Source organism: Streptomyces sp. NPDC001406 (assembly GCF_042895285.1).
GTDB lineage: Bacteria > Actinomycetota > Actinomycetes > Streptomycetales > Streptomycetaceae > Streptomyces.
In genome coordinates, this window is the sequence record NZ_JBIAWG010000019.1 from 69,954 (window position 1) to 96,730 (window position 26,777).

At 69.6% G+C, this 26,777-nt stretch carries 27 protein-coding genes and 1 pseudogene; 20 read left to right on the forward strand and 8 right to left on the reverse strand.

Annotated features, from left to right (window positions below; all coding sequences use genetic code 11):
- Positions 1-3: 3 nt before the first annotated feature.
- Both ACFY1J_RS37045 and ACFY1J_RS37050 read right to left on the reverse strand, forming a co-directional pair.
- Positions 4-534 (reverse strand): GNAT family N-acetyltransferase, encoded by a 531-nt coding sequence (locus ACFY1J_RS37045; protein WP_390711483.1) that lies wholly within the window; start codon positions 532-534, stop codon positions 4-6.
- Positions 519-1,772: a helix-turn-helix domain-containing protein gene (locus ACFY1J_RS37050; protein WP_390711484.1), complete on the reverse strand. Its 1,254-nt coding sequence runs from the start codon at positions 1,770-1,772 to the stop codon at positions 519-521. Before ACFY1J_RS37050 ends, ACFY1J_RS37045 begins: the two co-directional genes overlap by 16 nt.
- A 244-nt stretch (positions 1,773-2,016) precedes the next feature.
- Here ACFY1J_RS37050 and ACFY1J_RS37055 point away from each other — a divergent pair, with 244 nt between their 5' ends.
- The 6 genes from ACFY1J_RS37055 to ACFY1J_RS37080 all read left to right on the forward strand — a co-directional run bounded on the left by ACFY1J_RS37055 (position 2,017) and on the right by ACFY1J_RS37080 (position 5,724).
- Positions 2,017-2,439 carry an ATP-binding protein gene (locus ACFY1J_RS37055; protein ID WP_390711485.1) on the forward strand — a complete coding sequence of 141 codons (423 nt, stop codon included), beginning with the start codon at positions 2,017-2,019 and terminating at the stop codon, positions 2,437-2,439.
- A gap of 23 nt (positions 2,440-2,462) precedes the next feature.
- Positions 2,463-2,798 carry a hypothetical protein gene (locus tag ACFY1J_RS37060; protein ID WP_390711486.1) on the forward strand — a complete coding sequence of 112 codons (336 nt, stop codon included), beginning with the start codon at positions 2,463-2,465 and terminating at the stop codon, positions 2,796-2,798.
- 120 nt (positions 2,799-2,918) lie between these two features.
- Positions 2,919-3,221: a putative ATP-grasp-modified RiPP gene (gene tgmA / locus ACFY1J_RS37065; RefSeq protein WP_390711487.1), complete on the forward strand. Its 303-nt coding sequence runs from the start codon at positions 2,919-2,921 to the stop codon at positions 3,219-3,221.
- Between the two features lie 5 nt (positions 3,222-3,226).
- Positions 3,227-4,189 carry an ATP-grasp ribosomal peptide maturase gene (gene tgmB, locus ACFY1J_RS37070; RefSeq protein WP_390711488.1) on the forward strand — a complete coding sequence of 321 codons (963 nt, stop codon included), beginning with the start codon at positions 3,227-3,229 and terminating at the stop codon, positions 4,187-4,189.
- The gene (tgmC, locus tag ACFY1J_RS37075; protein WP_390711489.1) at positions 4,179-5,366 is read left to right on the forward strand and encodes an ATP-grasp peptide maturase system methyltransferase; all 1,188 of its coding nucleotides are present in this window, start codon (positions 4,179-4,181) and stop codon (positions 5,364-5,366) included. Before tgmB ends, tgmC begins: the two co-directional genes overlap by 11 nt.
- Before the next feature lie 31 nt (positions 5,367-5,397).
- On the forward strand, positions 5,398-5,724 hold the full coding sequence (locus ACFY1J_RS37080; RefSeq protein ID WP_390711490.1) for a DUF6087 family protein: 327 nt from the start codon (positions 5,398-5,400) through the stop codon (positions 5,722-5,724).
- A gap of 270 nt (positions 5,725-5,994) precedes the next feature.
- Here ACFY1J_RS37080 and ACFY1J_RS37085 read toward each other — a convergent pair whose 3' ends face one another.
- Positions 5,995-6,630, reverse strand: a complete 636-nt coding sequence (locus ACFY1J_RS37085; protein ID WP_363299752.1) for a hypothetical protein — start codon at positions 6,628-6,630, stop codon at positions 5,995-5,997.
- A 324-nt stretch (positions 6,631-6,954) separates the two neighbouring features.
- Between ACFY1J_RS37085 and hemL the strand changes: the two genes are divergently transcribed.
- The 8 genes from hemL (at position 6,955) to ACFY1J_RS37125 (ending at position 15,073) form a co-directional block, all read left to right on the forward strand.
- Positions 6,955-8,271, forward strand: a complete 1,317-nt coding sequence (gene hemL / locus ACFY1J_RS37090; protein ID WP_390711491.1) for a glutamate-1-semialdehyde 2,1-aminomutase — start codon at positions 6,955-6,957, stop codon at positions 8,269-8,271.
- Between the two features lie 32 nt (positions 8,272-8,303).
- Positions 8,304-8,951 (forward strand): histidine phosphatase family protein, encoded by a 648-nt coding sequence (locus tag ACFY1J_RS37095; RefSeq protein WP_390732799.1) that lies wholly within the window; start codon positions 8,304-8,306, stop codon positions 8,949-8,951.
- 156 nt (positions 8,952-9,107) lie between these two features.
- Positions 9,108-10,388: a hypothetical protein gene (locus ACFY1J_RS37100; RefSeq protein WP_390711492.1), complete on the forward strand. Its 1,281-nt coding sequence runs from the start codon at positions 9,108-9,110 to the stop codon at positions 10,386-10,388.
- Positions 10,389-10,454: 66 nt separating this feature from the next.
- Positions 10,455-11,042: a TlpA family protein disulfide reductase gene (locus ACFY1J_RS37105; protein WP_390711493.1), complete on the forward strand. Its 588-nt coding sequence runs from the start codon at positions 10,455-10,457 to the stop codon at positions 11,040-11,042.
- A 1-nt stretch (position 11,043) separates the two neighbouring features.
- Positions 11,044-11,820, forward strand: a complete 777-nt coding sequence (locus ACFY1J_RS37110) for a cytochrome c biogenesis CcdA family protein (RefSeq protein WP_390711494.1) — start codon at positions 11,044-11,046, stop codon at positions 11,818-11,820.
- Between the two features lie 3 nt (positions 11,821-11,823).
- Positions 11,824-13,536 (forward strand): cytochrome c biogenesis protein ResB, encoded by a 1,713-nt coding sequence (locus ACFY1J_RS37115; protein ID WP_390711495.1) that lies wholly within the window; start codon positions 11,824-11,826, stop codon positions 13,534-13,536.
- Complete coding sequence (gene ccsB, locus ACFY1J_RS37120) at positions 13,533-14,633, forward strand: c-type cytochrome biogenesis protein CcsB (RefSeq protein ID WP_390711496.1); 1,101 nt, start codon at positions 13,533-13,535, stop codon at positions 14,631-14,633. Before ACFY1J_RS37115 ends, ccsB begins: the two co-directional genes overlap by 4 nt.
- 35 nt (positions 14,634-14,668) lie before the next feature.
- Positions 14,669-15,073: a hypothetical protein gene (locus ACFY1J_RS37125; protein ID WP_390711497.1), complete on the forward strand. Its 405-nt coding sequence runs from the start codon at positions 14,669-14,671 to the stop codon at positions 15,071-15,073.
- Here ACFY1J_RS37125 and ACFY1J_RS37130 read toward each other — a convergent pair.
- From ACFY1J_RS37130 to ACFY1J_RS37145, 4 genes are all read right to left on the reverse strand, one after another.
- Positions 15,070-16,617: a hypothetical protein gene (locus ACFY1J_RS37130; protein ID WP_390711498.1), complete on the reverse strand. Its 1,548-nt coding sequence runs from the start codon at positions 16,615-16,617 to the stop codon at positions 15,070-15,072. The genes ACFY1J_RS37125 and ACFY1J_RS37130 overlap by 4 nt on opposite strands.
- The gene (locus tag ACFY1J_RS37135; RefSeq protein WP_390711499.1) at positions 16,617-18,725 is read right to left on the reverse strand and encodes a hypothetical protein; all 2,109 of its coding nucleotides are present in this window, start codon (positions 18,723-18,725) and stop codon (positions 16,617-16,619) included. The genes ACFY1J_RS37130 and ACFY1J_RS37135 overlap by 1 nt, the downstream gene beginning before the upstream one ends.
- A gap of 99 nt (positions 18,726-18,824) precedes the next feature.
- A complete protein-coding gene (locus tag ACFY1J_RS37140) occupies positions 18,825-19,796 on the reverse strand; it encodes an isopenicillin N synthase family dioxygenase (protein WP_390732746.1) in 972 nt (323 codons plus the stop codon).
- Positions 19,789-20,238: a nucleoside deaminase gene (locus tag ACFY1J_RS37145; RefSeq protein ID WP_390711501.1), complete on the reverse strand. Its 450-nt coding sequence runs from the start codon at positions 20,236-20,238 to the stop codon at positions 19,789-19,791. Before ACFY1J_RS37145 ends, ACFY1J_RS37140 begins: the two co-directional genes overlap by 8 nt.
- Before the next feature lie 165 nt (positions 20,239-20,403).
- Between ACFY1J_RS37145 and ACFY1J_RS37150 the strand changes: the two genes are divergently transcribed.
- Positions 20,404-21,171 (forward strand): CDP-alcohol phosphatidyltransferase family protein, encoded by a 768-nt coding sequence (locus tag ACFY1J_RS37150; RefSeq protein WP_390711502.1) that lies wholly within the window; start codon positions 20,404-20,406, stop codon positions 21,169-21,171.
- A gap of 86 nt (positions 21,172-21,257) precedes the next feature.
- Here the strand turns inward: ACFY1J_RS37150 and ACFY1J_RS37155 are convergent.
- Positions 21,258-21,524: pseudogene (locus tag ACFY1J_RS37155) on the reverse strand (PLD nuclease N-terminal domain-containing protein); the annotation flags it as partial.
- A 76-nt stretch (positions 21,525-21,600) separates the two neighbouring features.
- Between ACFY1J_RS37155 and ACFY1J_RS37160 the strand changes: the two are divergent.
- The 5 genes from ACFY1J_RS37160 to mqnE all read left to right on the forward strand — a co-directional run bounded on the left by ACFY1J_RS37160 (position 21,601) and on the right by mqnE (position 26,768).
- Positions 21,601-23,052, forward strand: a complete 1,452-nt coding sequence (locus tag ACFY1J_RS37160) for a menaquinone biosynthesis decarboxylase (RefSeq protein ID WP_390732747.1) — start codon at positions 21,601-21,603, stop codon at positions 23,050-23,052.
- Positions 23,049-23,951 (forward strand): menaquinone biosynthesis prenyltransferase MqnP, encoded by a 903-nt coding sequence (gene mqnP, locus ACFY1J_RS37165; protein WP_390711504.1) that lies wholly within the window; start codon positions 23,049-23,051, stop codon positions 23,949-23,951. Before ACFY1J_RS37160 ends, mqnP begins: the two co-directional genes overlap by 4 nt.
- Before the next feature lie 396 nt (positions 23,952-24,347).
- Positions 24,348-24,998: a UbiX family flavin prenyltransferase gene (locus ACFY1J_RS37170; protein ID WP_390711599.1), complete on the forward strand. Its 651-nt coding sequence runs from the start codon at positions 24,348-24,350 to the stop codon at positions 24,996-24,998.
- A 68-nt stretch (positions 24,999-25,066) separates the two neighbouring features.
- Positions 25,067-25,522 (forward strand): Lrp/AsnC family transcriptional regulator, encoded by a 456-nt coding sequence (locus ACFY1J_RS37175; protein ID WP_363299771.1) that lies wholly within the window; start codon positions 25,067-25,069, stop codon positions 25,520-25,522.
- Between the two features lie 82 nt (positions 25,523-25,604).
- Entirely contained in the window at positions 25,605-26,768 is a 1,164-nt protein-coding gene (gene mqnE / locus ACFY1J_RS37180) for an aminofutalosine synthase MqnE (RefSeq protein WP_390711505.1), read from the forward strand.
- Positions 26,769-26,777 lie beyond the last annotated feature (9 nt).

Below are 26,777 nucleotides of genomic sequence, written 5' to 3' on the forward strand. Positions count from 1 at the left end.
GATTCAGCCCCGAAGGTCCTGGACCATCACCGCGTACACGGGTGAGTCGGCGAAGGGTTGCTGCTCGCCGACTTTGGCGTACCCCCACGACTTATAGAGTTCCTGCACCTTGGGGTGGGTGACGTCGACCAGGAGCACGGCGAGGTCCTCCGTACGTTCCTTGAGTAGAGCCTCGTGCAATCGCTCGGAGATGCCCTGCTTGCGCCAGCCAGGGCGCACCATCACCTCGGACACGGCATAGGTAGACGTGTAGCCGTTGTTCGGCTCGTAGCCTGTGGAGCGCCACCACTCCCGGCCCGGGGCGAGCGGGGCGCCGTAGGCGAAGCCGATGGGTTCCTCTCCGTCGTAGGCCACGACGCAGGAGAAGCCCTCCATGCCGGTCCAGTGGTCGACGAACCAGGCGAAGCGCTGGTGGAAGGGGTCGTCCATCTGGTCGGCGTAGGCGTCGGCGTGTACGTCGATGAGCATCTGCCGGAAGCCTTCGGGGAGGCTTCCGTGCTGGAAGTGACGCAGGTCGGTCACGCTCGACTCCATTCGGTTCGCATACGGTCTGCCCAGTCTCGTGCGTAGGAGGCGGAGGGGGACAGGGCGAACAGGCCCCGGTGGAAGTCGCCGATGAGCGTGCGCATACGGCCGGGCAGGGGATCGCCATCCATGATCGTGAAGACGTCGGCGGCTGTCCCTGTGGCTTGTTCGGCGTCCCCTTGGTGCAGTTGGGCAAGAGCGAGCTGGGCCGTCGCGAGCGCCGTGTTACGCCGGAAGGCCGTCGGGATCTTGGCCAGGGCCCGGTGAGCCATGGCTTCTGCGTGGGCGTGGTGTCCGCTGTTGTAGTGGACGATGGCGGCGAGGTGATCGAGTTCGGCCTGGCCGTAGAAGGCCGTCCAGCGCGGGCGCTCGCGGTCCGGAGTCTTGGTGAAGGCGTCTTGGGCCGATCCGAGGGATCGCCCGGCGATGCGGCCATCGCCTAGGGCCGCGTAGGCGAGGGCGGTGCGGACGCGCCCCAGGGAGTCGAAGAACGGGTCCCGTCGTGCGGCCGGGGAGGCTTGCGCGGCCTGCGCTGCTGCGAGCGCTTCCGGCCAGTTGTGGCGCTGGTAGGCGAGCATGGAGAGGTTGACCCACACCCGCATTTCGGTAAGGCCGTCCTGGGAGAGGCCGGCGTACGTCGCGGATTCGTTCAGGTGCCGTTGTGCCTGGTCGAGGTTGCGGGCGTCGATGCAGGACCAGGCCGCGATGGTGGAGTACTCGGCGGCCAGCGCATACAGGGCTCGGCGGACGCGTTCGCCGGCGTTGCGCTGCTGCAACTCCAGTACGTCTTCGCGGCCCTTCACCGCCGCCCTCTCCAACTCGGCGTGACCACCTTGGCGGTCGTCGGTTTCGACGAGGGCGTTCATCCCGGCGGCGGCCCGAGCCACATCTGACATGCCGACCGCGCGGCGCTGGGCGATCAGGGGAGCCGCGGCGGCTGCGGTCCCGGTGGCCGAGGTGATGAAGGTGCGACGCCGCACAGGGTCCTCCTGCGGGTGGTGCATGGTGCGTGGTGCGCTGAACCCTAAGTCCTCGACGGGGCAGCCGAACACCCGCTCCAGCGCCGCGCATGTACGGCCGATGGGGCGGCGGGACGTTCCGTTGAGCAGGTTGCGGACTGTGCGGGCGGAGACGTCGCCGGGTCTGCCGGTGATCTCTGCCAGCGCAGTGTTCATCCGACCAGCCAATTCGTCCTGGGTGAGCCCGAGTTCCTTCATCCGGCTCTTGAGGACGGCGTTCGCTCCCATGCCACCGACCGTAGACCGGCGGTCACCGACCGAACCAGACCCCAGGTCACGGGAACGCAAAGTCTTCCGGGCCGGGGCGAACAGCGCGGGCACGACCTTTCCTGTTCCTCACGGGCCACAGGCCGTTGACTCGGTATCAGCCCGTCGAGGTCCTGATTCCCCCCTTCCTCGACGGCTTGGAGGAGAGCCCGCCCCGGCGCCACCCCGTCGCGGGGGCGGGCGGCCACCCCGGAGGGATGTACCTGTGACCACGACCGCAGCCCGACCTACTGCGACCGGTACCCCCGGCTACACCGAGACGCTGCCGTGCGAGCCGGAATCCGCTCGCCGGGCCCGCATGCTCGTCTCCGCCGCGCTGAGCACGTGGGGCATAGGCGAGTTGGCTGAGGTCGGGGTGCAGATCGTGGCCGAGCTGGTCAACAACGCCATCGACCACACCCGGTGCCGGAAGGTCCGTGTCCTGGTCACGCGCCCGAGCGACGGCGTGGTGCGTATCGGCGTCGCCGACACCTGCAGCGAAGGCCCCGAGCTGGGCAGCCCCGACGACGACGCCGAGGAGGGGCGCGGCCTGCTCCTTGTCGAGGCCCTCAGCTGGAGATGGGGATACGACCGGAAGCGCTGGGGCAAGGTCGTGTGGGCCGAGCTGGAAGCGCCGGCCAAGTGCTGAAACCGCGCGTGCTCTTACGGCTGATGCCCGCTGACGAGTTGCTGGACGATCCCAGCCCGGAAGCCTGCGTGGAAATCAACATCCTCGACCCCATGTGCTCGACAGGTGGCTCCGAGACCGCGACGTTCGCCGAGCCGTTGCGTATCACGCCTGCGGATCTCCTCCGGCTGCACATGGAGGCGGCCCTTGTGCTCGGGGAAATCCGAACCGAGGCCACGTGGGCGGAGATCGAGTATCAGCGACGTCTCGACCGCTGGTTTGAGGATGGCCGGGGCGCGGTCGAGTCCAGGGAACCGGAGATAGCGCTCCTAGCGCGCGTGCTTGAGGGACTCCGTCGGCAAGTTCTCGCGTCGGTCTGACCCCGCTCCAAGGGGCGACCGGTGCTCCACAACCTCCGCTCGGCAACTCGATGTCCGAGGCGTCGGGCGGGCGAACAAGGCAGTCGAAAGCTCAGAACGTCCACAGAGGAAGGAAACACCGTGTTCAACTACATGGACCGATTTCCCACTGGCAGTCCGCTGCCGCAGGGACAACTGACCACTGCTCCTTGGGGCCTGCGCCGCATCGCCCCGTACCCGCCCGTCGAGGCCCCGGACTACGTGACGGTGGAACTGGACCCGGCGACGCAGGCCGCCCGGTACTTGGACGCGTCCGGAACGCCCACCATGTCCCCGGGGCACGGCACATCGTCCGGTACCAACCCGTCCACCGGCACCACGGGCCAGGGCGACCGCAACAGCGACTCCCCGGACAGCGACACGGGGAACGACACCGACCAGTGACTCCAGTGACGAGCAACGATCGTCCGGTCCTGGTGGTCACGAACCTCGACGACCCGACCGCGGACATCGTGATCACCGAGCTGCACGACCGGGGTGTCCCGGTCGCGCGGTTCGACTCCGGTGACTTCCCGGCCACTCTGTCGTGCTCCGCCTCCATCGGCGACACCGACAGGTGGCGAGGAAGCGTGCAGACCCCGAGCAGACGCGCCGACCTGGGCGCCGTCAGGTCCATGTACTACCGGCGCCCCTCTGGGTTCGCCTTCCCCCACCTCGACAGCCAGGACGAGCGATTCGCCATCGCGCACGCCCGCTACGGGCTGGGCGGCATCCTCACCTCGCTCCCCGGCTGCCTGTACGTCAACCACCCCAACCGCATCGGCGACGCCGAGTACAAGCCAGCCGGGCTCGCGGCAGCGGCGGCGGTCGGCTTCACGCTTCCGCCGACGTTGATCACCAACGTTCCCGACGACGCGCGGGCCTTCGTCAGGGCGCACGGCCCTGTCATCTTCAAGCCGATCTCGGTTCCGCTCTACCTTGTCGACGGCAAGGCCCAGACCGTCCCCGTGACCGAGGTGACCGCCGACGAGATCGACGACTCCGTATCCGGCACCATGCACCTCTTCCAGAAGCGGGTGGACAAGGTTGCCGATATCCGGGTGACTGTGATCGGCGAGCAGATCTTCGCCGTGCGGATCGACTCCGGTCTCCTCGACTGGCGTACGGACTACGGCACTCACACATACACGCCGCTTCCCGCGCCACCCGCGGTGGAGCGGTCGATGAGGGCCTATCTGAAGCACTTCGGACTCGTCTTCGGGGCGTTCGACTTCGCTTTGACCGACCGCTGCGAGTGGATCTTCATCGAGTGCAATCCTTCCGGGCAGTGGGCATGGATGGAGCCGCCGACCGGTCAGCCGATGACGGCAGCACTCGCCGATCTCCTGGAAGGAGGACTCCGTGGCCAGTGAAACCGACATCGAGACGGCCGCAGCCGATCTCCGGCGCCGGCTCGCCCGGCAACTGGAGAAGGACGGCCGGCTGCGCTCGCCGCAGTGGCGGGCCGCCGTGGAGGCCGTGCCCCGCCACAGGTTCATCCCGCGCTTCTACCGGGAGAGCCACGCCCCGGGCGTCACCACCTGGGAGCCGGTCACACAGGAGACGTTCGGCAAGGAGGAGTGGCTCCGGCTCGTCTACACCGACGAGACATGGATAACCCAGTTCGACGGTCGGGACATCGACTGGGCCGCCCCGAAGCCGATCAGCAACGCGGCCCCGACCTCGTCGTCGACGTTGCCGAGCCTCGTGGTGCGGATGCTCGAAGACCTGGATGTGCAGGACGGCATGAATGTGCTGGAGATCGGCACCGGAACCGGTTACTCGACAGCACTGCTGTGCCACCGGCTCGGTAGCGAGAGCGTGACCTCGATCGAGACGGACGAGGGCGTGGCCCGACGAGCCGGCCACGCCCTCACCGGATCCGGTCATACCCCCCAGCTGCTGGTGGGGGACGGTCGCGCCGGCCACCCCGACGGAGCCCCGTACGACCGGCTGATCGCCACGTGTGGCTTCCGCAGCATCCCGCCCGCCTGGCTGGCACAGGTCCGGCCGGGCGGCGTCATCCTCACCACCCTTCGCGGCTGGATGCGCTCCCTCGGCCTGGCCAAACTCATCGTCACTGGTGACAGCGCGAGCGGCTGGTTCAGCGAGGACGACCCGAGCTTCATGATCGCCCGCCAGCAGGACGCACCGGAGAGCCTCGGCATGGTGCCGGGCCCCGACGACGGGACAGTACGGAAAGCCGTACGCGGGCCCGAGCTTCTCACCAGCTCCGGGTCGGCGTTCATGGCGCAGCTTGCGGCGCCGAACGCCCGCTTCTTCTCGATGGCGGTCGACGGCGGCCCGGTCAGCATGTTTCTACTGGACAGCGTTACCGATTCCTTCGCGGTCCTCGCTCCCACGGACGGCGGCTGGCAGGTCAGGCAGGGCGGCCCCCGCCGCCTGTGGGACGCGGTCGAGTCGGCGGTGGCCGCCTGGGAGGAATACGGCTCACCGAACACCGCGGCGTTCGGCGTTACTGTCTCCCGCGACCAGCAGGCCGTCTGGCTCGGGAACCCGAACGGTCCACAGTGGGCGCTACCTTCCTGAGACAGCCGCCACCGACGCGAGGAACGCCAGGATGGACGACGAACCGCTGAAGGATTGGGCGGAACGCCGTGACGCGAGGATCGGCCGACTTCGCGCCGTGCCTGTCGTGCCCGGCGACGAGCCCAGGGCCTCGCATCTGAACCCGGATGCACCCCGCGCCATCGAGCGCTGGAACGGGCACGCATGGGAGCTGTACGGGTTCGCCGCCAGGCTGGTCGACGCCAAAGCCATCCTGTACCCGGAGGCCAACGAGCCTTCACCGCCAGGGCCGGTGCCGAAGCCGCTCGGCTCCGGCACCGGCAAGCACCGCAAACCCCAGGCGCCCAGGCCGGACGGTGGCGGCCGGGCACAGAGGTGATCAGCGCCACGGTGCCTGAGGCTGCTGCGTGCGCGGAGCGGCGGGGTGTCCCTCGACGTGGTGCGCTTTGGCGGCTTGGGCTCGTGGGCCGGGTGCGTGTCTTTCGCCGAGGCGGCGGATGCGCCAGGTCAGTGCTCGTGCGGGACGGCGCTGGCTGAGGGCCCGCGAAACCAATGTGCCCTCAACGTGCCCTGGCCGCCTGACGGCCCTCCCCGGCACATGACAAAGGCGGGGTCCGAAAACCCCGCCCGAACACCACGAATCCCCAGCTCAGGGCCACACCAAGCAATACGGCTGATGCCCCGCCTCATGCAAGCGGTGGCTGAAGTCCTGCCACTCGTGCAGCAGCTGGTACACGTTGAACGCGTCCCGCGGGCCGCCCCGGTCCGGGACCGTGGACCAGATGAAGGCCGCCGCGCCCACCGCTTCCTCGCCTATGCCCCGCAGCGGGTCCACCACCGTCATCGGGAGTTTTACGACGGCGTAGTCGGGGTGCAGGACGACCAGCTCCAGGGGCGGGACCTTGTGCAGGGGTACGCCCTCGATGCCGGTCAGCACCATCGCGGCCATCGTCTCCGGCTTGATCTTGGTGAACATGCCGTTCATGCCGAGCTCGTCGCCGCCGAGTTCCTCGGGGCGCATCGAGATCGGGACGCGGGCCGCGGTCGCGCCGTCGGGCGCGCCGAAGTATTTGTACGTCACCCCCACCCGACCACCATTCCTGCTCCCCGTTCTCAGCGGATCGATCCGACGTTCGATACGTCGCTCGTCACGCTCCGACTCACCCGGTGCCCCGTGTGACTGACGTGCCTCGGTCTCCTCCGCGTCGCGTCGGTGCCTTCCCCGCCGGGCACGTCGAGGACCCAGGTCATCAGTCCCCTCGCCCAGTCCGCCACCGCGATGCATATCTCCACCCGACTGCTTTTCTAGGACGCGTGGCCCCCGCCGCGCAACCCGATCATCGTGTCAGTGACCTCCCCCACGGCCGCCCGCCGAAACGTGCGCTGAAACACCAGTCCGCAGGATCTTCGCAGCCTCTGAACACCATGAGCCGTATGAGCTGTGTCTTGAGCTGTCTGTATCAGCTGTGTGTATCAGCTCCCAGTCTCGCAGATGGCGCCGGGTCGGCCCGGCAACGGCGACGTGATTGTCGGAGCGGTGACGAGGGCGTCCTACCCTGATGAGGTCACTACGCAACCGGAGCCCGAGAAGTCGGAGAAGTCGCACGTCATGAGCGAAATGCCCTATCCGTACGAAGCACCTGCCTCGCAGGCTCTGTTCGACCGTGCGGCCGCCGTCACGCCCGGCGGCGTGAACTCCCCGGTGCGCGCCTTCCGGGCCGTGGGCGGTACGCCACGGTTCATGGTGTCCGGCACCGGCCCGTATCTGACCGACGCCGACGGGCGGGAGTACGTCGATCTCGTCTGCTCCTGGGGGCCCATGATCCTCGGGCACGCGCACCCCGAGGTCATCGCCGCCGTCCAGGAGGCCGTCGCGCACGGTACGTCGTTCGGCACGCCCGGTGAGGGCGAGGTCGCCCTCGCCGAGGAGATCGTCGCGCGCGTCGAGCCCGTCGAGCAGGTGCGGCTCGTGTCCAGCGGGACCGAGGCCACCATGTCGGCGATCCGGCTGGCGCGCGGGTTCACCCGGCGAGCCAAGGTGATCAAGTTCGCCGGGTGCTACCACGGCCACGTCGACTCGCTGCTCGCCGCGGCGGGCAGCGGCGTCGCGACGTTCGCGCTGCCCGACACGCCCGGCGTCACCGGTGCCCAGGCCGGGGACACGATCGTGCTGCCGTACAACGACCTGGAGGCCGTGCACGAGGCCTTCCACCGGCACCCCGGCGAGATCGCCTGTGTGATCACCGAGGCCTCGCCCGGCAACATGGGTGTCGTGCCGCCGGCGCCCGGGTTCAACCAGGGACTGAAGGACGCCTGCCACCGCAACGGGGCCCTCTTCATCTCCGACGAGGTCATGACCGGGTTCCGGACCAGCCGCTCCGGGTGGTACGGGATCGACGGGGTCAGGCCCGACCTCATGACCTTCGGGAAGGTCATGGGCGGTGGGTTCCCCGCCGCCGCCTTCGGGGGGCGCGCCGATGTCATGGCGCACCTCGCGCCCGCCGGGCCCGTCTACCAGGCCGGCACCCTCTCCGGGAACCCGGTGGCCACCGCCGCGGGCCTCGCCCAGCTGCGGCTCCTGGACGACGCGGCGTACGAGAAGGTCGATGCCGTCTCCGCGCAGATCCAGGGTCTCGTCACCGAGGCCCTCACCAAGGAGGGTGTCGCGCACCAGCTGCAGACCGCCTCCAACATGTTCTCCGTCTTCTTCACCAACCGCCCCGTGCGCAGCTACGAGGACGCCAAGGCGCAGGAGTCCTTCCGCTTCACCGCCTTCTTCCACGCGCTGCTGGCGGGCGGTGTCTATCTGCCGCCGTCGTCCTTCGAGTCCTGGTTCGTGTCCACGGCCCACGACGAGCGGGCCATCCAGAAGATCGCCGACGCCCTCCCGGCGGCGGCCCGAGCAGCCGCGGAGGCCACCGCGTGAGCAGCAGCAACGACATCACCGTCGTCCACCTCATGCGGCACGGCGAGGTAGCCAACCCGGACGGGGTGCTGTACGGGCGGCTGCCCGGCTACCACCTCTCCGGGCTCGGGCGGCAGATGGCCGACCGGGTCGCCGAGCACCTCGCCCCCCGGGACGTGACGTATGCCGTCGCCTCCCCGCTGGAGCGGGCGCAGGAGACCGCGACCCCGATCGCCAAGGCGCACGGGCTCGACCTCGACACCGACGAGCGGCTCATCGAGGCCGAGAACGTCTTCCAGGGCAAGACCTTCGGCGTCGGGGACGGCGCCCTGCGCAAGCCCGGCAACTGGAAGCACCTCGTCAACCCCTTCCGGCCGTCCTGGGGCGAGCCGTACGTCGACCAGGTCGTACGGATGATGGGCGCGCTCAACGCGGCCAAGGACCGGGCGCGCGGGCACGAGGCCGTGCTCGTCAGCCACCAGCTGCCGATCTGGATCGTGCGGTCGTACGTCGAGCGGCGGCGGCTGTGGCACGACCCGCGCAGACGGCAGTGCACGCTCGCCTCGCTGACGACCTTCACCTACCAGGGCGACAAGATCGTGGCCGTCGGCTACACCGAGCCGGCGCGGGACCTCGTCCCCGCCCATCTGCTCTCCGGCGCCAAGCCGGTGAAGGGGCAGAGCAAGGCGTTCGGCGCCTGACAGCCTGACACACCGTCAAGGGGCCCCATTCCGGGGCCCCTTAGGACGATTTTGTCGCGTTCGTTGCGAAATATAGAACAAGTGATGGAACCTACCGGTTCGTCATGCCCTCTGAGTGGGTGACCACCAGCAGGACGTGATGAATCGGGGTTCTCAATGCGCACCTTCTCCCGGAGGGGAATACTCGGCCTCGGCGCGGGCGCCGCGGCCGCCGCCGGTCTCGCGGGCTGCGGCACTCTCACCGCCTCAGACGGGGACGGACACGGTTCGGGTTCCGACGAGGGCCGCTCCGGGGGCAAAAACGGCGGCAAGGGCGGCGGGCGTCCCGGCCGGCCCATCGGGGACGGCTCCACGTCCTTCACGGGCAAGCAGCCCCACCAGCCCGCCAAGCCCGAGCCGCTGGAGCCGGGGCAGACCCCGCCGCAGTTCGTGATCTTCTCCTGGGACGGGGCGGGCGAGGTCGGCAACGGTCTCTTCCCGCGCTTCCTCGACCTCGCCAAGGAACACGGCGCGAGCATGACCTTCTTCCTCTCGGGGCTGTATCTGCTGCCCGAGTCGAAGAAGCGGCTCTACAACCCGCCGAACAACCCGCGCGGCGCCTCCGACATCGGCTACCTCACCGACGACCACGTCAAGGCCACGCTGACCAACGTGCGCCGCGCCTGGCTGGAGGGCCATGAGATCGGCACCCACTTCAACGGCCACTTCTGCTCCGGCAGCGGCACCGTCGGCAACTGGACCCCGCAGCAGTGGAAGAGCGAGATCCAGCAGGCCAAGGCCTTTGTGAAGGAGTGGCGGACCAACAGCGGATGGACCGACCTGCCGTCGCTGCCGTTCGACTACGACAAGGAGCTGGCCGGCGGCCGTACTCCCTGCCTGCTCGGCCAGAACAACCTGCTGCCCACCGCCCGCGAGCTCGGCTGGCGCTACGACGCCTCCTCGCCCGGCGGCCGTCAGGTGTGGCCGCAGAAGAAGCTGGGGATCTGGGACCTGCCGTTGCAGCAGATACCCTTCCCCGGCCGCAGCTTCGAGGTCCTGTCGATGGACTACAACATGCTCGCCAACCAGTCGGTCAACTCCACCAAGGCGCCCGCCCACAACTACCCGGGCTGGCGGCAGCAGTCGGCGCAGTCCTACATATCCGGATTCAAGCGGGCGTACGAGACAAACCGCGCACCCCTCTTCATAGGCAACCACTTCGAGCAGTGGAACGGCGGCATCTACATGGACGCCGTCGAGGAGGCGTTCAAGCACATCGCGCGCGAGAAGGAGAAGGGCGCGGACGTACGGATGGTCTCCTTCCGGCAGTTCGTGGACTGGCTGGACGTACAGCGGCCGCAGGTGCTCGGCAAACTGCGTACGCTGGACGTCGGGCAGCAGCCGGTCGGCGGCTGGAAGACCTTCCTGGCCTCCGGAGCCGCCTCGAACGCGGCCTGAAATGCGGGTTTCCGCCCGCAAGGGGGGTGCCCAAGATCCTCGGAACGGACATGCGAAACTTTTCACATGACCACCCGTAGCCGCCTCCTGCTTGCCGCCGCGGCCGCCGCAGCGGCGCTGACCCTGTCCGCGTGCACCTCCGGCGGCACCTCCGGCGGAGGCGGCAACACCAACTTCGTCACGGGCAACAACGGCATCGACACGGCCGCCAAGGGCCACCGCTCCCCGGCGCCCGACCTGTCCGGCAGGACCATCGACGGCAAGACCCTCGATGTCGCCGACTACAAGGGCAAGGTCGTCGTCGTCAACGTGTGGGGCTCCTGGTGCGGTCCGTGCCGCGCCGAGGGCAAGTACTTCGCCAAGGTCTCCAAGGACTACCAGGACAAGGGCGTCCAGTTCGTCGGCATCAACACCCGGGACACCAGCACCACCCCGGCGATCGCCTTCGAGAAGGAGCAGGGGATCACCTACCCCAGCCTGTACGACCCGACGGGCAAGCTGATGCTCCGCTTCAAGAAGGGCACGCTCAACCCGCAGCTGATCCCCTCCACGCTGGTCATCGACCGGGACGGGAAGATCGCCGCGCGCGCCCTGGAGGCGCTCAGCGAGGAGAACCTGCTCAAGATGCTCAAGCCGGTCCTCGCGGAGAAGTGACGTGAGTGCGTTTGTCCCGCTCGCCGCGGAGTTGGTGGGCAAGAACGAGACCGTCTACAGCGGCGCCCTGCTGCTGGCCCTGCCGATCGCCGTGCTCGGCGGCCTCGTCTCGTTCTTCTCGCCGTGTGTCCTGCCCCTCGTCCCCGGCTACCTCTCTTATGTGACCGGGGTCACCGGTACCGACCTGGGCGAGGCCCGCCGTGGCCGGATGGTGGCCGGCGCCTCGCTGTTCGTGCTCGGCTTCACGGCCGTCTTCGTCTCCGGCGGCGCGCTCTTCGGTTACTTCGGGCAGACCCTGCAGGAGTACAAGGACACGCTGTCCAAGGTGCTCGGCGTGCTCATGATCCTGCTGGGCGTCTTCTTCATGGGGATGATGCCCTGGCTGACCCAGCGTGAGTTCCGCTTCCACCGGCGCCCCGCCACGGGCCTGGTGGGCGCGCCCCTCCTCGGCGCACTGTTCGGCATCGGCTGGACCCCCTGCATCGGTCCCACCCTCGCCTCCGTCGTCGCCCTCTCCTCGCAGCAGGCGAGCGCCGGCCGCGGCGCCGTACTCACCGTCGCCTACTGCCTGGGCCTCGGCGTGCCCTTCGTCCTCACCGCCGTCGCCTTCCGCAAGGCCCTCGGCGCCTTCGGCTGGGTCAAACGCCACTATGTGTGGGTGATGCGCATCGGCGGCACGATGATGGTCGCCACCGGTGTGCTGCTGCTGACCGGGGCGTGGGACAGTCTCGTGAGCCAGATGCAGACCTGGTCCACCGGCTTCAATGTGGGGATCTGACCGATGAGCAACACCACAACGGACAACTCCGCGGCCGGCGCCGAGGACCAGGACCTGGGCGCCGCCGGCTCCCAGCTGTCCACGGCACCCCAGGAGGAGCTGCCGAACCTGCCCTCCCTGGGCGTCATCGGCTGGATCCGCTGGTTCTGGCGGCAGCTCACCTCCATGCGGGTCGCGCTGCTGCTGCTCCTGCTGCTGTCGCTCGCCGCGATCCCCGGCTCGCTGATCCCGCAGGCCGGAACCGACGCCACCAAGGTCGACGACTTCCGCAAGACCCACACGACGCTCGCGCCGGTCTACGACAAGCTCGGCCTCTTCCACGTCTACAGCTCGGTGTGGTTCTCCGCGATCTACATCCTGCTGTTCGTCTCCCTCATCGGCTGCATCGTGCCCCGCACCTGGCAGTTCGTGGGCCAGCTGCGCAGCCGCCCGCCGGCCGCGCCCAAGCGGCTGACCCGGCTGCCCGCCTACACCACCTGGCGCACCGAGGCCGACCCCGAGCAGGTCCGCGAGGCCGCGCTCGCCCTGCTGAAGAAGCGCCGCTTCCGGGCCCATGTCGCGGGTGACGCCGTCGCCGCCGAGAAGGGCTATGTGCGTGAGCTGGGCAACCTGGTCTTCCACATCGCGCTGATCGTGATGCTGGTGGCCTTCGCCTCGGGCCAGCTGTACAAGTCGGACGGCACCAAGCTGGTCGTCGAGGGCAACGGCTTCGCCAACTCGATCATCCAGTACGACGACTTCAAGTCCGGCAGCCTCTTCACCACCGACGACCTGGTGCCGTTCAGCTTCGACCTCAAGGACTTCCGGGCCACCTACGAGCTCACCGGCCCGAACCGGGGCACCCCGCGCACCTTCCAGGCCGGCATCACCTACACGGACGGCGCGTACGGCAAGCAGAAGTCGACCACCATCAAGGTCAACGAGCCGCTGAAGATCGGCGACTCCAAGGTCTACCTGGTCAGCCACGGCTACGCGCCGGTCATCACGGTCCGGGACGGCAAGGGCACCGTCGTCTACCGCGACGCCGTGCCGCTGCTCCCGCTCGACGGCAACGTCACCTCGAACGGCGTGGTCAAGGTCATGGACGGCTACAAGGACGCCAAGGGCACCGGCGAGCAGCTGGGCATCCAGGCCTTCTTCCTGCCGACCTACGGCGGCGGCGCCTCGGTGCTCTCGCAGTTCCCGTCGCTGCTGAACCCGGTGCTCAACCTGGCGCCGTACCACGGCGACCTGGGCGTCAACTCGGGTCTGCCGCAGAGCGTGTACCAGCTCGACAAGACCCATATGAAGGCCTTCAAGGACGCCAAGGGCCGGCAGTTGAGGGTCAATCTGAAGCCCGGCGAGACCGCGCAGCTCCCGAACGGCGCCGGCTCGATCACCTTCGAGAAGGACATCAAGGAGTGGGCCGGCTTCGAGATCGTCCAGGAGCCCGGCAGCGGCTGGGCGCTCGGCGGCGCGTTCGCCGCGATCTTCGGTCTGGCCGCGTCCCTGTTCATCCAGCGCCGCCGCGTCTGGGTGCGGGCCGTGCGCGGCGCCGACGGCGTGACCGTCGTCGAGATGGCCGGCCTCGGCCGCAGCGAGTCCGCCAAGGTGCCCGAGGAACTGGGCGACCTCGCGGGCAACCTCTACGACCAGGCGCCGGGGGCACCCGACCCCGACGACCCTGCAGAAACCCCCGACCCCGAAGTCGTACCTGCCGAAGGGGCTGAGAAGTGACTCTCGCCGCCGCAACCGATCTCGCCATCGCGACCAATGAGCATCTGGCGAGCATCAGCAACACGCTGATCTACTCGTCCATGGCCGTCTACACCCTGGCCTTCTTCGCGTACATCGCCGAGTGGCTGCTCGGCAGCCGCAGCAAGGTCGGCCGTACGGCCGCGGCGCTCACCGCCGACGCGTCGAAGAAGGCTGCCGCGCCCGCGGTCACCGTGCAGCGGGCGGGGGGCACCGCCGTCCTGGAGCGGCCCAAGGTCGTCGTCCGGTCCTCGGCCGGCGCCCGGGACGTGCCGGACGGCCCCGGCGCTCACGGCGGTGACGAGCAGGGCGACCTCTACGGCCGTATCGCCGTGTCCCTGACCGTGCTCGCCTTCCTGGTGGAGCTCGGCGGTGTCGTCGCCCGCGCGGCCTCCGTGCAGCGGGCGCCGTGGGGCAACATGTACGAGTTCAACATCACGTTCTCCACGGTCGCCGTCGGCGTGTACCTCGGGCTGCTGGCGCTGAAGAAGAACGTGCGCTGGATGGGCCTGTTCCTCATCACCACGGTCCTGCTCGACCTGGGCCTCGCGGTGACCGTCCTGTACACGGCGAGCGACCAGCTGGTCCCGGCCCTGCACTCGTACTGGCTGTACATCCACGTCTCCACCGCGATCTTCTGCGGCGCGGTGTTCTACGTCGGCGCGGTCGCCACGATCCTGTACCTGTTCAAGGACTCCTACGAGAACAAGCTCGTCAGCGGCGGCAAGCCCGGCACGTTCGCGACCTCCGTCCTGGAGCGGCTGCCCGCCTCCGCCTCGCTGGACAAGTTCGCCTACCGCGTCAACGCGGCCGTCTTCCCGCTGTGGACGTTCACGATCATCGCGGGCGCGATCTGGGCGGGCGACGCCTGGGGCCGGTACTGGAACTGGGACCCCAAGGAGACCTGGTCCTTCATCACCTGGGTCGCCTACGCCGGCTATCTGCACGCCCGTGCCACGGCCGGCTGGAAGGGCCGCAAGGCCGCCTACCTCGCGATGATCGCGTTCGGCTGCTGGCTGTTCAACTACTACGGCGTCAACATCTTCGTGAGCGGCAAGCACTCCTACGCGGGCGTGTAAGTGCGGAACCCTGCGTGACGGGTCAGGCTGGTGTCATGAGCGGTTCCATCGAACAGGGCATCAGCCAGACCCATGGGAACACGCACATCCTCCACTTCCTGGTGCGGCTCCCGAGTCCCATGGGCGAGGTCTGGCCCGCGCTCGCCACCCCGGAGGGGCTCGCGGGCTGGTTCACCGTCGCCGACGTCCTCGAACCCCGGCTGGGGGGTGCGGTCACGCTGCGTGACCTGGGTAGCGGGCACATCACCGCATGGGACGTGGACCGGGTCGCCGAGTACACGCTGGAGGGCGGCGGCCGGGTCCGCTTCCATCTGGAGCGGGACGGGGAGACGGGGAGCGCCCTGCGCTTCACCCATGAGTTCCGGGGGGACGGGGAGTCCGAGCATCGCTGGCGGACCCGATTCGAACGCCTGATCGAGGTCGTCGAGGGCGCGGCCTAGGACGGCGGCAGACACTCCTTCGCCGGCGGCTTCCCCTCCGGCCAGGCGATCCGCACGAACCGCGAGCCGCCCTCCGGGGAGAGTTCCACGATCGGCACGGCCTTGTCGTACGGGTTGCCGTGCACGTCCAGACAGATCCAGCCGCTCGCCCCGTCGACCCGCAGCGAGCCCTTGACCTGCGGCCACTGCAGTCCCACATCGGCGAGCGCCGGGATCTTCCGTCCGTCCGGGACCGCCTCGCGGATGCCGTGCACGGCCAGCTGGACGGCGTCGTACGCGATGATCAGCTGCCCGTCGTCCAGGGCGACCGGGCCGATCGGCCCGACCGGCCGCCGTTTGCCGCTCGCCAGCTGCCGCTGGAGCACCTGGGCGTCCGCCGCCGAGCCCCCCGTCCTCGCGGGGTCCCTCACCCAGGCGTCCGGGTGCGCGAGGGCGGTGTAGCGGACGGCCAGGTTGTGCCTGAGGGCGGCGCGGTCCAGGTCCTTCTCGCCGGTCAGATACGAGCCCTCGTCCCCGGTCAGCACCGTGAACTTCCGCTCCTGGCAGCCCCGTCCGCCCAGCGCGTTGATGAACTGCCGCAGCTGGGTGTGCCGGCCCGCGAACAGGATCGTGTCGGTCTCCTTGGACGTGTCGCACACCAGATGGGTGATCTGCCGGAAGGTGTTGGCGGTCGTGCCCTCCTGGGTGCGGTCGGCGGGCGGGGTGAACGGCTGCGGCTCGTAGGGCGACCCCTTGATCAGCGCCGCGAACGACTTCTGCAGCGTCCGGGTGTACGGGTCCCCGGGCTTGTCGTACACCAGCAGCGCCTTGCCCGCGCCGACCTTGGCGAAGGAGGCCAGCGCACGGGCCTCGTCGGTGTTGGTCGGCGAGACCCGGGCCAGCCCCGGAAAGGGGTCCTTGTCGCCCTGGCCGTTGGCCAGGTCGTCGGCGGTGATGGAGGAGCCGACCAGCGGGATGCCCAGCCGGGTCAGCTCCCTGACGGCCTTCTTGTTGTTGTCGGTGCTCTGCCCCACACCGGCGACCGCCCGCAGCCGGTCCGAGGTGGTCGTCATGTGCGCCAGCCGGTCGACCATCTGCCGCCAATGGGCGCCGGTGGCCCCCGGGTTGGCGAGCACCAGCCGGATCGCCGGGGCCTCCCCGTTGGAGTCGTGGTTCGCCCGGTACTGCGCCAGATAGGCGCCCTGCAACTCGTGCTGTATGTCGCTGAGGCTGGCCGCGGCGGTCGCGGTGTACGGCAGCATCATCGCCACCGTCACATAACTCCCGGGCTTCAGGCGGCCGTTCTCCCGCTCGATCGCCCGTACCGTGTCCCGGAGTTCGGGATGCCCGAAGTCGTACGCCGTCGTCGCCACGCCCACGCACTCGTCGCTGTCCTTCGGGCGTGCCACTCCGGGCGCGCAGGAGCGGTCGTCGTGGGTCAGGGTGCGCACGGCGAGGACCAGGCCGGTCACCAGGCATGCCGCGACCAGGAGCGCGAGATAGCGGCGGAGCGGGATCTCCCAGACGCCCTCGCGCAGCCATGTGCCCAGACCCCTGCGTGCCATCACGCCTCCCCGCTCCGGTCGTCCGGGTCATCCGGGTCGTCCTCGTCGTCCGGGCCGGCCGGTGCCCGCCCGGCGAGCGCGGCCGCCGGCCAGTCCCGCGAGGCCCGCCACAGCAGCGCGTTGCCCGCGGGCCGCAGATTGGACAACTGCTCCAGCTCGAACCGCAGCCGGTCGCACACCCTCGGATCGGGCAGTACCAGCGGATCGGCCAGCTGCCACATCGCGTGCAGCAACCGCCGTATCCGCAGGTGCAGTACGGCGTCCACGCCCTCCGGCACGTTCTGGGCGGCGTCCGTCCGGCCGAGGGCCACGGCGGCCCGCCGGTCGCCCCGGCCGCCGAAGTCGCGGCCCTCGGCGTCGTGCGCGTGGAAGTACGGTGCCGACGCGACGAAGCGGAGCGTGCGCAGCCAGGCGCGGGTGTCGAGGGAGTGGAAGGTGTCGCGCAGCTGGGCGACCGCCGACTCGGTCGTTCCCAGGGCGAGTTCGTGGTGCAGCCGGAACGCGTCCATGGGCTCGGTGGCCTGCTCGTAGTGTGCGATCAGGGTTTCGTGGGCGGTGCGCCACTGCCCGTGGTCGGGCTCCCGCAGATGCAGCCGGAGCAGCAGCAGTGTCCGTACGAAGGGATCGCCGACGAACTGGCCCGGCGCGCCCGGCAGTCCCTCCTGGGCGAGCCGGGTCTGCAGGGCCCGTACGTCCGCCGGGCCGAAGTCGTCCGGGAGCAGGGCCGCGGCCAGGGCGCAGGCCGAGTCGTGGTCGTGGGCCGCGGCCAGCACGGTCAGCTCGTCCAGCCGGTCGGCGGGCACCAGCCGGTCGAGGAGTTCGAGATAGGTGGGGGAGCCGGCGTGGTCCTCGTGCAGCCGGACGTCCGCGGTGAGCAGTTCGCCGAGCGATGCCGCCTGCGGCAGGTTCTGCGCGGCCGACTCGGCGAGCACGACGATGCCGAGCGGGTTGCCGCCGGTCAGCCGGTGTGTGGCGTGCGGGAGTTGGGGCGGTACCGGTGTCTCGTCGCAGACGGCGCCCACGATGTGCAGGGTGTCGTCGGGGGTGAGCGGCGGCAGCGACACCAGCAGCGCCCGGGAGGACGGCACGGCGGCGTCCGGGGTCCAGTCGCTGCGCCGGGCCACCTCCGGCAGCGCATGCCGTACGGCGTTGCGTAAGCTCTCCCGCCCGTCGCCGCGCAGCGCGCCGATGAACGCCACCTGGTCGGTCATGGCCTCGGAGCGGTCCCGCAGTACCGCCTCCATGAGCCCCGGACCGGGCGCGACCTGTGCGTTGTCGATGAGCACGAGCGGCCGCCCGAGCCGCTGCATACGGGGCAGCACGCCCGCGTACGCCTCCGTCAGATCGGCGAGCAGGGCCCGCACCAGATGGCGCTCGGCGTGCTCGCGGGAGGTGCCGCCTGCCCGGAAGTGTCCGGAGAGCAGGATCAGCCCGCGCTGGGCGTGCCCGCCCGCGTTCGGATACGTCCGGTACCAGACCGACGCCTTCTGATGCCGGCGGCTCGCGAAGCCCTCCGCGACGGATTCCAGGGTGGCCTCGATCGCCCCCGACAGGAACGGCCCGCTGCCGGTCGCCGCGGCGACCACCTTGGCTGCCACCTTCCCGGCCCAGCGCCCGGCGAAGCCGCTGATCCACGATCCGCTCTCGTTCAGCAGCAGGATCCGCTCGACCTCACGCCGGATCCGCTCCGAGTCGGCGTCGCTCCAGCCGCCGGCCGCCACCGCCACCAGGCCCGACATCAGCCGGGGAAAGGTGATCCGGCCGGCTCCGGTCACCGGCTCCGCGAGCTGCTCGGCGATGACCAGCAGTGCCTGCGCCACCGGTGACCAGGACTCGGCGGGCCGGTCCGCGGGCGGCCCCGCGAACTGCGCGTCCGCACAGTCGACCAACGCGACCGGCGTGTGGCCCTTGTAGGCCTCCCGCAACTCGCCGAGCACCGCGCTCTTGCCCAGGCCCCGCGCGCCGGTGAGCATGACGAAGGGCGGCTCCGCCGGGTGCTCGAACGGATGTGCACGGTGCTGGTAGGGGCGCAGACCCACGAGCCTCGGAGCCAGGCCGGCCGGATCCGTGTCGAACAGGGCCCCCCGTCCGTGCAGACGTCTGTGCACCGCATCCCCCCTCAACGCCAGTGTAGAAAGGGGGAGTTGCTTCGTACCAGATCGCGTGGTGTCCGTTGGATTACGAAACTGTCGACATGATCAGGCACATCAATCGACGGTGATCGAGTCCAGCTTCTCGCGCAGGTACACATGTGAGTCGACGGGCGGGTACGCCACCCGTCCCACCGGGGCCGGGACGGACTCGACGAGTGTGCCCGGGGTGCATTCGCCGAAGTAGACGAGGGACATCAGCTCCTCGGTGGGTGCGTCCGAGGGCGGCGGGAGCACGCGGTGCCGCCCCGACCGCCATCGGTCTCCGGTCCAACGGGCCATCAGATCACCGATGTTGATGGTGAATGCGGCGGGGTCGAAGGGTGCGTCCCGCCATCCGCCCTCGTCCGTGTGGATCTGGAGCCCGCCCCTGCCCGCCTGCCGGTCCAAGATGGTGACCGTCCCGAAGTCGGTGTGCGGACCGATCCGGAACTGCCCCGGCAGCGGCTCGCCGATCACCTCGGTCCCCGGGTACCAGTTGATGTTGAAGCCGTACGTCGGATGGTCCATGTGACGGCTGAAGAAGTCCGGTTCGAGCCCGAGGGCGTGACCGAGCAGGGAAAGGAGCCGCTTCTCCAGCGCGGCCATCTCCCCCAGATACCGCTCGCACAGCGGCCGGAGTTCGGGAACCTCGCCCGGCCACACATTGGGCGCGTACCACTCGGCGTTGACCACCGGGTCCTCGAACGGCTCGTGCGTCGCGAAGGTCAGGGACTCCTTCAGATCGGGCGGGGTCTCGGTCCCCTCCGCGTACGCGTTGGCCTCCGCCCCCGGCCCGAGCCACCCACGTCCGCCGACCTTCGCCTCGTACGCCTGCTTGGCCTCGACGGGCAGCGTGAAGAACCGGCGCGCGGCCTCCCGGACGGCCGAGCGCAGCCCCGGCTCCACCCCGTGCCCGGTCACGAGCAGGAATCCGGCGGTCTGCAGGGCGCGGTCGACGGTACGGGCGATGTCCCCGCGCGCCTCGGCGTCACCGCCGAGCCAGGGGCGCAGATCGATCGTCGGGATGCGGGGCCGGGGCTCACTCACCGATGTCCTCGTTCCACAGGGCCGGGTTGTTCTCGATGAACTCATGCATGAGTGCCGTGCACTCGGGGTCGTCCAGGAGCACGATCTCCACGCCGTGCTCGGCCAGCCAGTCGTGGCCGCCGTGGAAGGTGGCCGCCTCACCGACCACGACCCGGGAGATGCCGAACTGGCGGACCAGGCCGCTGCAGTACCAGCAGGGCGAGAGGGTGGTCACCATCGTGGTGCCCCGGTACGACCGCTGTCGCCCCGCCGCGCGGAAGGCGGCCGTCTCCGCGTGCATCGAGGGGTCGCCGTCCTGCACACGGCGGTTGTGGCCGCGGCCGAGGAGGGTGCCGTCGGCGCCGTAGAGGGCCGCGCCGATCGGGATGCCGCCCTCGGCGAGCCCGGCGCGGGCCTCGGCGACGGCGGTGGCGAGCCAGGCGCGGGCCTGTTGCTGATCCATGCGTTCACTCTCCTCGGGCACGGGCACGGGCGCCGGGACAACATGCCCAACGTGCGGGGGCCTTCAGGGGTGGCCTCGGTAAAGCGCCGGGAAACCCACTCTGTACCCTGGCCCGATCAATCGCCGCGCGAAGCGGCAGTCGGCCCCCGGTGGTGGGAGGAAGTCATGGTTGCCGCTCCGGTTCTTGAGGAGCTGCGGGAGGTCGTACAGCCGCAGGCCAAGCTGGCGAGCCGCAACGGCGAGCACTGGGCGGGCCGGCTGTACATGCGGAAGATCTCGCTGCGGTTCACCCGGCAGTTGGTGCGTACTCCCATCACCCCGGACCAGCTGACCTGGACCATGGTGGTGTGCGGGATCGCCTCCGGCGCGGCCCTGCTCATACCTGGTCCGACGGGGGCCGTCCTGGCCGCCGTGCTGATGCAGCTGTTCCTCCTCTTCGACTGCGTGGACGGCGAAGTCGCCCGCTGGAAGGGGCAGAACAGCGCGACGGGCATCTACGTCGACCGCCTCGGCGCCTATCTCGCGGACGCCGCGCTGATGGCGGGCGCCGGCTTCCACGCGGCGCGCTCGGGTTACGGCGGCTGGGTGTCGGTCGGCATCGCCACCGCGCTCGGTGTCGTCCTGCTGAAGGCCTCCACCGACCTGGTGGACGTGGCACGCGCCCGGCGCGGACTGACCGTCGCCGACGACGAGGCGACCCGGCCGCGTTCCCAGGGCGTCGCGACGGTGCGCAGGCTGGCCGCCGCCTTCAAGATCCACCGCGTCACCAACGGCATCGAGGCGTCCCTGGTGCTGCTCGTCGCCGCGCTCGCCGGCGAGATCACCGGCGGCATCGAGCCCACCCGCTGGGCGCTGGGCGCGCTCGCCGTGATCACCTGGGTGATGGTCCCGGCCCACCTGCTGTCGATCCTGTCCTCGTCCCGCCTGCGCTGACGCCGGTGACCCGGGCTCATCGGCGGCGCCGATGAGCCCATCGGCAGGACGCCCCACGAAGGTGACGAGCAGCCGGAGCTCCATCACTCGGCCTCGGGCTCGTCCTTCCTGAGGGACTTCAGGAACTCGGGGTTGTCGTCGGGGGCGACCCAGGGGGCGGGGGCCGGGGTCCGCACCTTGCCGGCGATCAGCCAGGCGACCGGGCCGACCAGCACCTCGCCGAAGAGCAGGATGATGACGACCCACGCCACCTTCGGCAGCCCGCGCACCTCTTCCTCGGGCGTGTTGAGGCAGTCCACGAACGCGTAGATCCACAGCGCCAGGACCAGCAGGAAGGGGAGATACCTGAGCATTGGCGTGAGATCCCTCGACAGAGTGAGACGGCCCCGGTGACGGGCCCAGGTTAGCCCGTGGCCGATACTGGGTCACATGGCTTACGACGATCTTCGTTCCCTGCTCAGGGCGCTGGAACGCGAGGGCGACCTCAAGCGCGTCAAGGTCGAGGTCGACCCGTATCTGGAGGTCGGGGAGATCGTCGACCGGGTGCAGAAGTCCGGCGGTCCGGCGCTGCTCTTCGAGAACGTGAAGGGCTCCGCCATGCCCCTCGCGATGAACGTCTTCGGGACCGACCGGCGCCTGCTGAAAGCGCTCGGCCTGAAGTCGTACGGCGAGATCAGCGACAAGATCGGCGGGCTGCTGAGACCCGAACTGCCGCACGGCTTCGTCGGGGTGCGCGAGGCGTTCGGGAAGCTCGGCTCGATGACGCACGTGCCGCCGAAGAAGGTCAAGGACGCTCCGGTGCAGGAGGTCGTCATCCAGGGCGACGACGTCGACCTCGGCATGCTCCCCGCGCTGTTCACCTGGCCGCAGGACGGCGGCTCCTTCTTCAACCTGGGGCTCACGCACACCAAGGACCCGGACAGCGGGGTCCGCAACCTCGGGCTCTACCGCCTCCAGCGCCACGACCGGCGCACCATCGGCATGCACTGGCAGATCCACAAGGACAGCCGCAACCACTACCAGGTCGCGGCCCGGCGCGGGGAGCGCCTGCCGGTGGCGATCGCCTTCGGCTGCCCCCCGGCCGTGACCTACGCCTCGACCGCCCCGCTCCCCGGTGACATCGACGAGTACCTGTTCGCCGGCTTCATCGCGGGCAGACGCATCGAGATGGTCGACTGCAAGACGGTCCCGCTCCAGGTCCCGGCGAACGCCGAGGTCGTCCTGGAGGGCTGGCTGGAGCCCGGCGAGATGCTCCCGGAGGGCCCCTTCGGTGACCACACCGGCTTCTACACGCCGCAGGAGCCCTTCCCGGCGCTGAAGATCGACTGCGTGACGATGCGGAAGCGGCCGCTGCTCCAGTCGATCGTCGTCGGCCGGCCCCCGACCGAGGACGGCCCGCTGGGCCGCGCCACCGAGCGCTTCTTCCTCCCCCTCCTCAAGATCATCGTCCCGGACATCGTGGACTACCACCTGCCCGAGGCCGGGGGCTTCCACAACTGCGCGATCGTCTCGATCGACAAGAAGTACCCGAAGCACGCGCAGAAGGTGATGCACGCGATCTGGGGGGCCCACATGATGTCCCTGACCAAGCTGATCGTCGTCGTGGACGCCGACTGCGATGTGCACGATCTGCACGAGGTCGCCTGGCGGGCCCTCGGCAACACGGACTACGCCCGTGACCTCACGGTCGTCGAGGGGCCCGTCGACCATCTCGACCACGCCTCCTACCAGCAGTTCTGGGGCGGCAAGGCGGGCATCGACGCGACGAGGAAGTGGCCCGAGGAGGGCTACACGAGGGACGGCGGATGGCCGGAGATGGTCCTGTCGGACCCGGATACGGCGGCCCTGGTGGACCGTCGCTGGAAGGAGTACGGCCTGTGAGCAGCGCCTCCGCGGCACTCCCGCAGCCAGGACGCACCAAGGCGTTCCTGCGCCTGGTGATGATCGAGCACTCGGTCTTCGCCCTGCCCTTCGCGTACATCGCGGCACTGACCGCGATGTTCGAGCTGGACAAGAACATCCACTGGGGACGGCTGCTCCTGGTCACGATCTGCATGGTCGGCCTGCGTACGTTCGCCATGGCGGTCAACCGGATCATCGACCGCGAGATCGACGCCCGTAACCCGCGCACCGCCCACCGTGAGCTGGTGACCGGCGCGATGTCGGTGAAGCACGCCTGGACCGGCGCGCTGATCGCGCTGGTGATCTTCCTGGGCTCGGCGGCCCTGCTGAACCCGCTCTGTCTGGCCCTGGCCCCCATCGCGGTGATCCCGATGGTGGTCTACCCCTATGGCAAGCGGTTCACGAACTTCCCGCAGGCGATCCTGGGCCTCGCCCAGGCGATGGGCCCGGTCGGCGGCTGGCTCGCCATCTCGGGCACGTGGTCCTGGGACGCGGTGGTCCTCGGCCTCGCCGTCGGCATCTGGATCGGCGGCTTCGACCTGATCTACGCCTGCCAGGACGTCGAGACCGACCGCGAGATCGGCGTCATGTCGGTCCCGGCGCGCTTCGGCATCCCCGCGGCCATCTGGGGCGCCCGCGCCTGCCACACCCTCACCACGGCCCTGTTCGTCTGGTACGCCGTACTCACCGGCGCCGGCGCGTTCTTCTGGCTGGGCCTGCTGATCGTCGCGGCCGCGTTCGTCTACGAGCACACGATTGTTCGCCCACATGACCTGTCCCGCCTGAACCGGGCGTTCTTCTCGACCAACGGATTCATCGGGATCAGTCTGTTCGTGTGCGCCTTGATCGATCTGCTGGTGCGGGGGCTGACGCTGTAGTCCGTCCGGGTGATGCTCGGGTGCGCGGCCGGTCGGCCCCCGGCGGGGCATCCACGCTGATCAGGCTTGGTCCCCGCGGCAGCGGGGGTGGTCCGAGGGCGATACCGATGAATCCGTTCACCCTCAAGGTGCTCCCCGCCCGCGCGGGGTTCGATCCGATGGTCCGGCGGCTCGACCGACCGCCGGATCCGCGGCCGACCTACCGGTCCTGAACACTCTCCGTTCCACCGGTGCGCTCAAGTGCTTCGTGCGACAAGCTCTACGTGGACACCAAGCTCGGGCGTCTCACGGCCGACACCAGTCGTCTCCCCGTGGACCCCGAGGCAGCCGACCGGTCCTGAGCACACCCCACCCCACCGGTACGCTCAAGGTGTGAACGCAGGAGAAACGCAGCGCGTGCCTTGGATCGTGGGGGTGTCCGGAGCATCCGGGACTCCGTACGCGGCCGCTGTGCTGCGTGCGCTGCTCGCGGCCGGTGAGAGCGTCGACCTGGTGGTCAGCCGGGCCTCGCGGCTCACCCTGCTCGATGAGACGGGGATCTCCTTCCGGGACGCCCACTGGCAGGCTGACCTGCGGGAATGGCTGGCCCGTGGGGCGGACGGAAAGCCCGGGACCTTCGATGCGGACGTCGAGGGGGTGCGGTACTGGAACGCGGGCGACCTCGCGGCCGGCCCGTCCTCGGGGTCGTACCCCACCAAGGGGATGCTCATCGTGCCCGCCTCCACCGCCTGCGTGGCGGGCGTCGCGCTCGGCCTCTCGAAGGACCTGCTCCAGCGTGCGGCGAGCGTCACCCTCAAGGAGCGCCGCAAGCTGGTCGTGGCCGTACGGGAGACCCCGCTGAACGGTCAGACCCTGCGGCACCTGGTCGCCCTGGACGACGCGGGCGCGACCGTGGTGCCCGCCTCGCCGGCCTTCTACGCGGGGGCGACCCACATCCAGGACCTGGTGGACTTCGTCGCCGGACGGGTCCTCGACGCGGCGGGCGTCGCACACGGCCTCTACCGCCGCTGGGCGGGCGAACTAGGCGGCGGAACCCGCACGGCGTGACCGCCATCTGAGCAAGTCGCAGCAACTCTCATTACTTCTGGAACTCTTCAGCGGAAGGCTTCGATCGCATGGACGCGGTGGACAGGCAGCTCATCCAGGCCCTGAGAGAGAACGGCCGGGCTTCCTACGCGGAGCTGGGACGCCTCGTCGGCCTGTCGGGGCCCAGCGTCACCGACCGCATCAACCGGCTGGAGGCGGCCGGCGTCATCACCGGCTACCGCGCCACGGTGGACGCCGCCTCCCTCGGCCTCGGCGTCACCGCCCTGATCGGCATCTCGCTCTCCGACGCCGCCGACCACGAGGACGTGGCCCGCCGGCTGAAGGACCTGCCGGAGATCGAGGACTGCTGGTTCATCGCCGGCGACGACTCCTTCATGCTCAAGGTGCGCTCGACGGACGTGGACGGGCTGGAGAAGACCATCCGGCGGCTGAGCGGGACCAAGGGCGTCTCCCGGACCCGTACCACCATCGTGTTGTCCACGAAGTGGGAGAACCGGGTCGGGGAACTGCCGGAAGAGGTCTAGGCGCGCAGCGCCGTATGGGGGCACCGCCCGCCCGAAGGGTGGGGGAGTAGGTTTGGTCGGGCTGTCGGAGAAAGGTGTGGGCATGGACGTCGGGCTCAAGCGCGAGCTGGAGGAGAAGGTGCGGGCGGGCGTTCGCCTGACCCGCGAGGACGGCATCGCGCTGTACGAGTCGGACGACCTGGCCTGGCTGGGCGGCCTCGCGCACGAGGTGCGGACGCGCAAGAACGGCGACGTCGTGCACTTCAACGTCAACCGCCACCTCAACATGACCAACGTGTGCACGGCCTCCTGCGCCTACTGCTCGTTCCAGCGCAAGCCGGGCGAGAAGGACGCGTACACGATGCGCATCGAGGAGGCCGTCAAGCTCGCCAAGTCGATGGAGTCGGAGAACCTCACCGAACTGCACATCGTCAACGGCCTGCACCCGAACCTGCCGTGGCGCTACTACCCGCGTTCGCTGCGCGAGCTGAAGGCCGCGCTCCCGAACGTGTCGCTGAAGGCGTTCACGGCGACGGAGATCCACCACTTCGAGACCATCTCGGGGCTCAGCGCCTCCGAGATCCTCGACGAGCTCATCGACGCGGGCCTGGAGTCCCTCACCGGCGGTGGCGCGGAGATCTTCGACTGGGAGGTCCGTCAGCACATCGTGGACCACCGGACCCACTGGGAGGACTGGTCCCGGATCCACCGCCTGGCGCACGAGAAGGGCCTCAAGACCCCGTGCACCATGCTGTACGGCCACATCGAGGAGCCCCGCCACCGCGTCGACCACGTGCTGCGGCTGCGTGAGCTGCAGGACGAGACCGGCGGCTTCCAGGTCTTCATCCCGCTGCGCTACCAGCACGACTTCGTGGACATGAAGGACGGGAAGATCCGCAACCGGCTCCAGGCCAGGACCCAGATGGCCACCGGTGCGGAGGCGCTGAAGACCTTCGCCGTCTCCCGGCTCCTGTTCGACAACGTCCCGCACGTGAAGGTCTTCTGGGTGATGCACGGTGTGCAGACCGCCCAGCTCGCCCTCCAGCACGGCGCGGACGACATGGACGGCTCGGTGGTCGAGTACAAGATCACCCACGACGCCGACAACTACGGCACCCCGAACAAGCTGACCCGCGAGGACCTGCTGGACCTCATCCGCGACGCGGGTTTCCGCCCGGTCGAGCGCAACACCCGCTACGAGATCATCCGCGAGTACGACGGCCCGGACCCGGCGCGGCGCGAGTCCCCGCAGCCGATGCGTGTCTGAGGGCCCGGC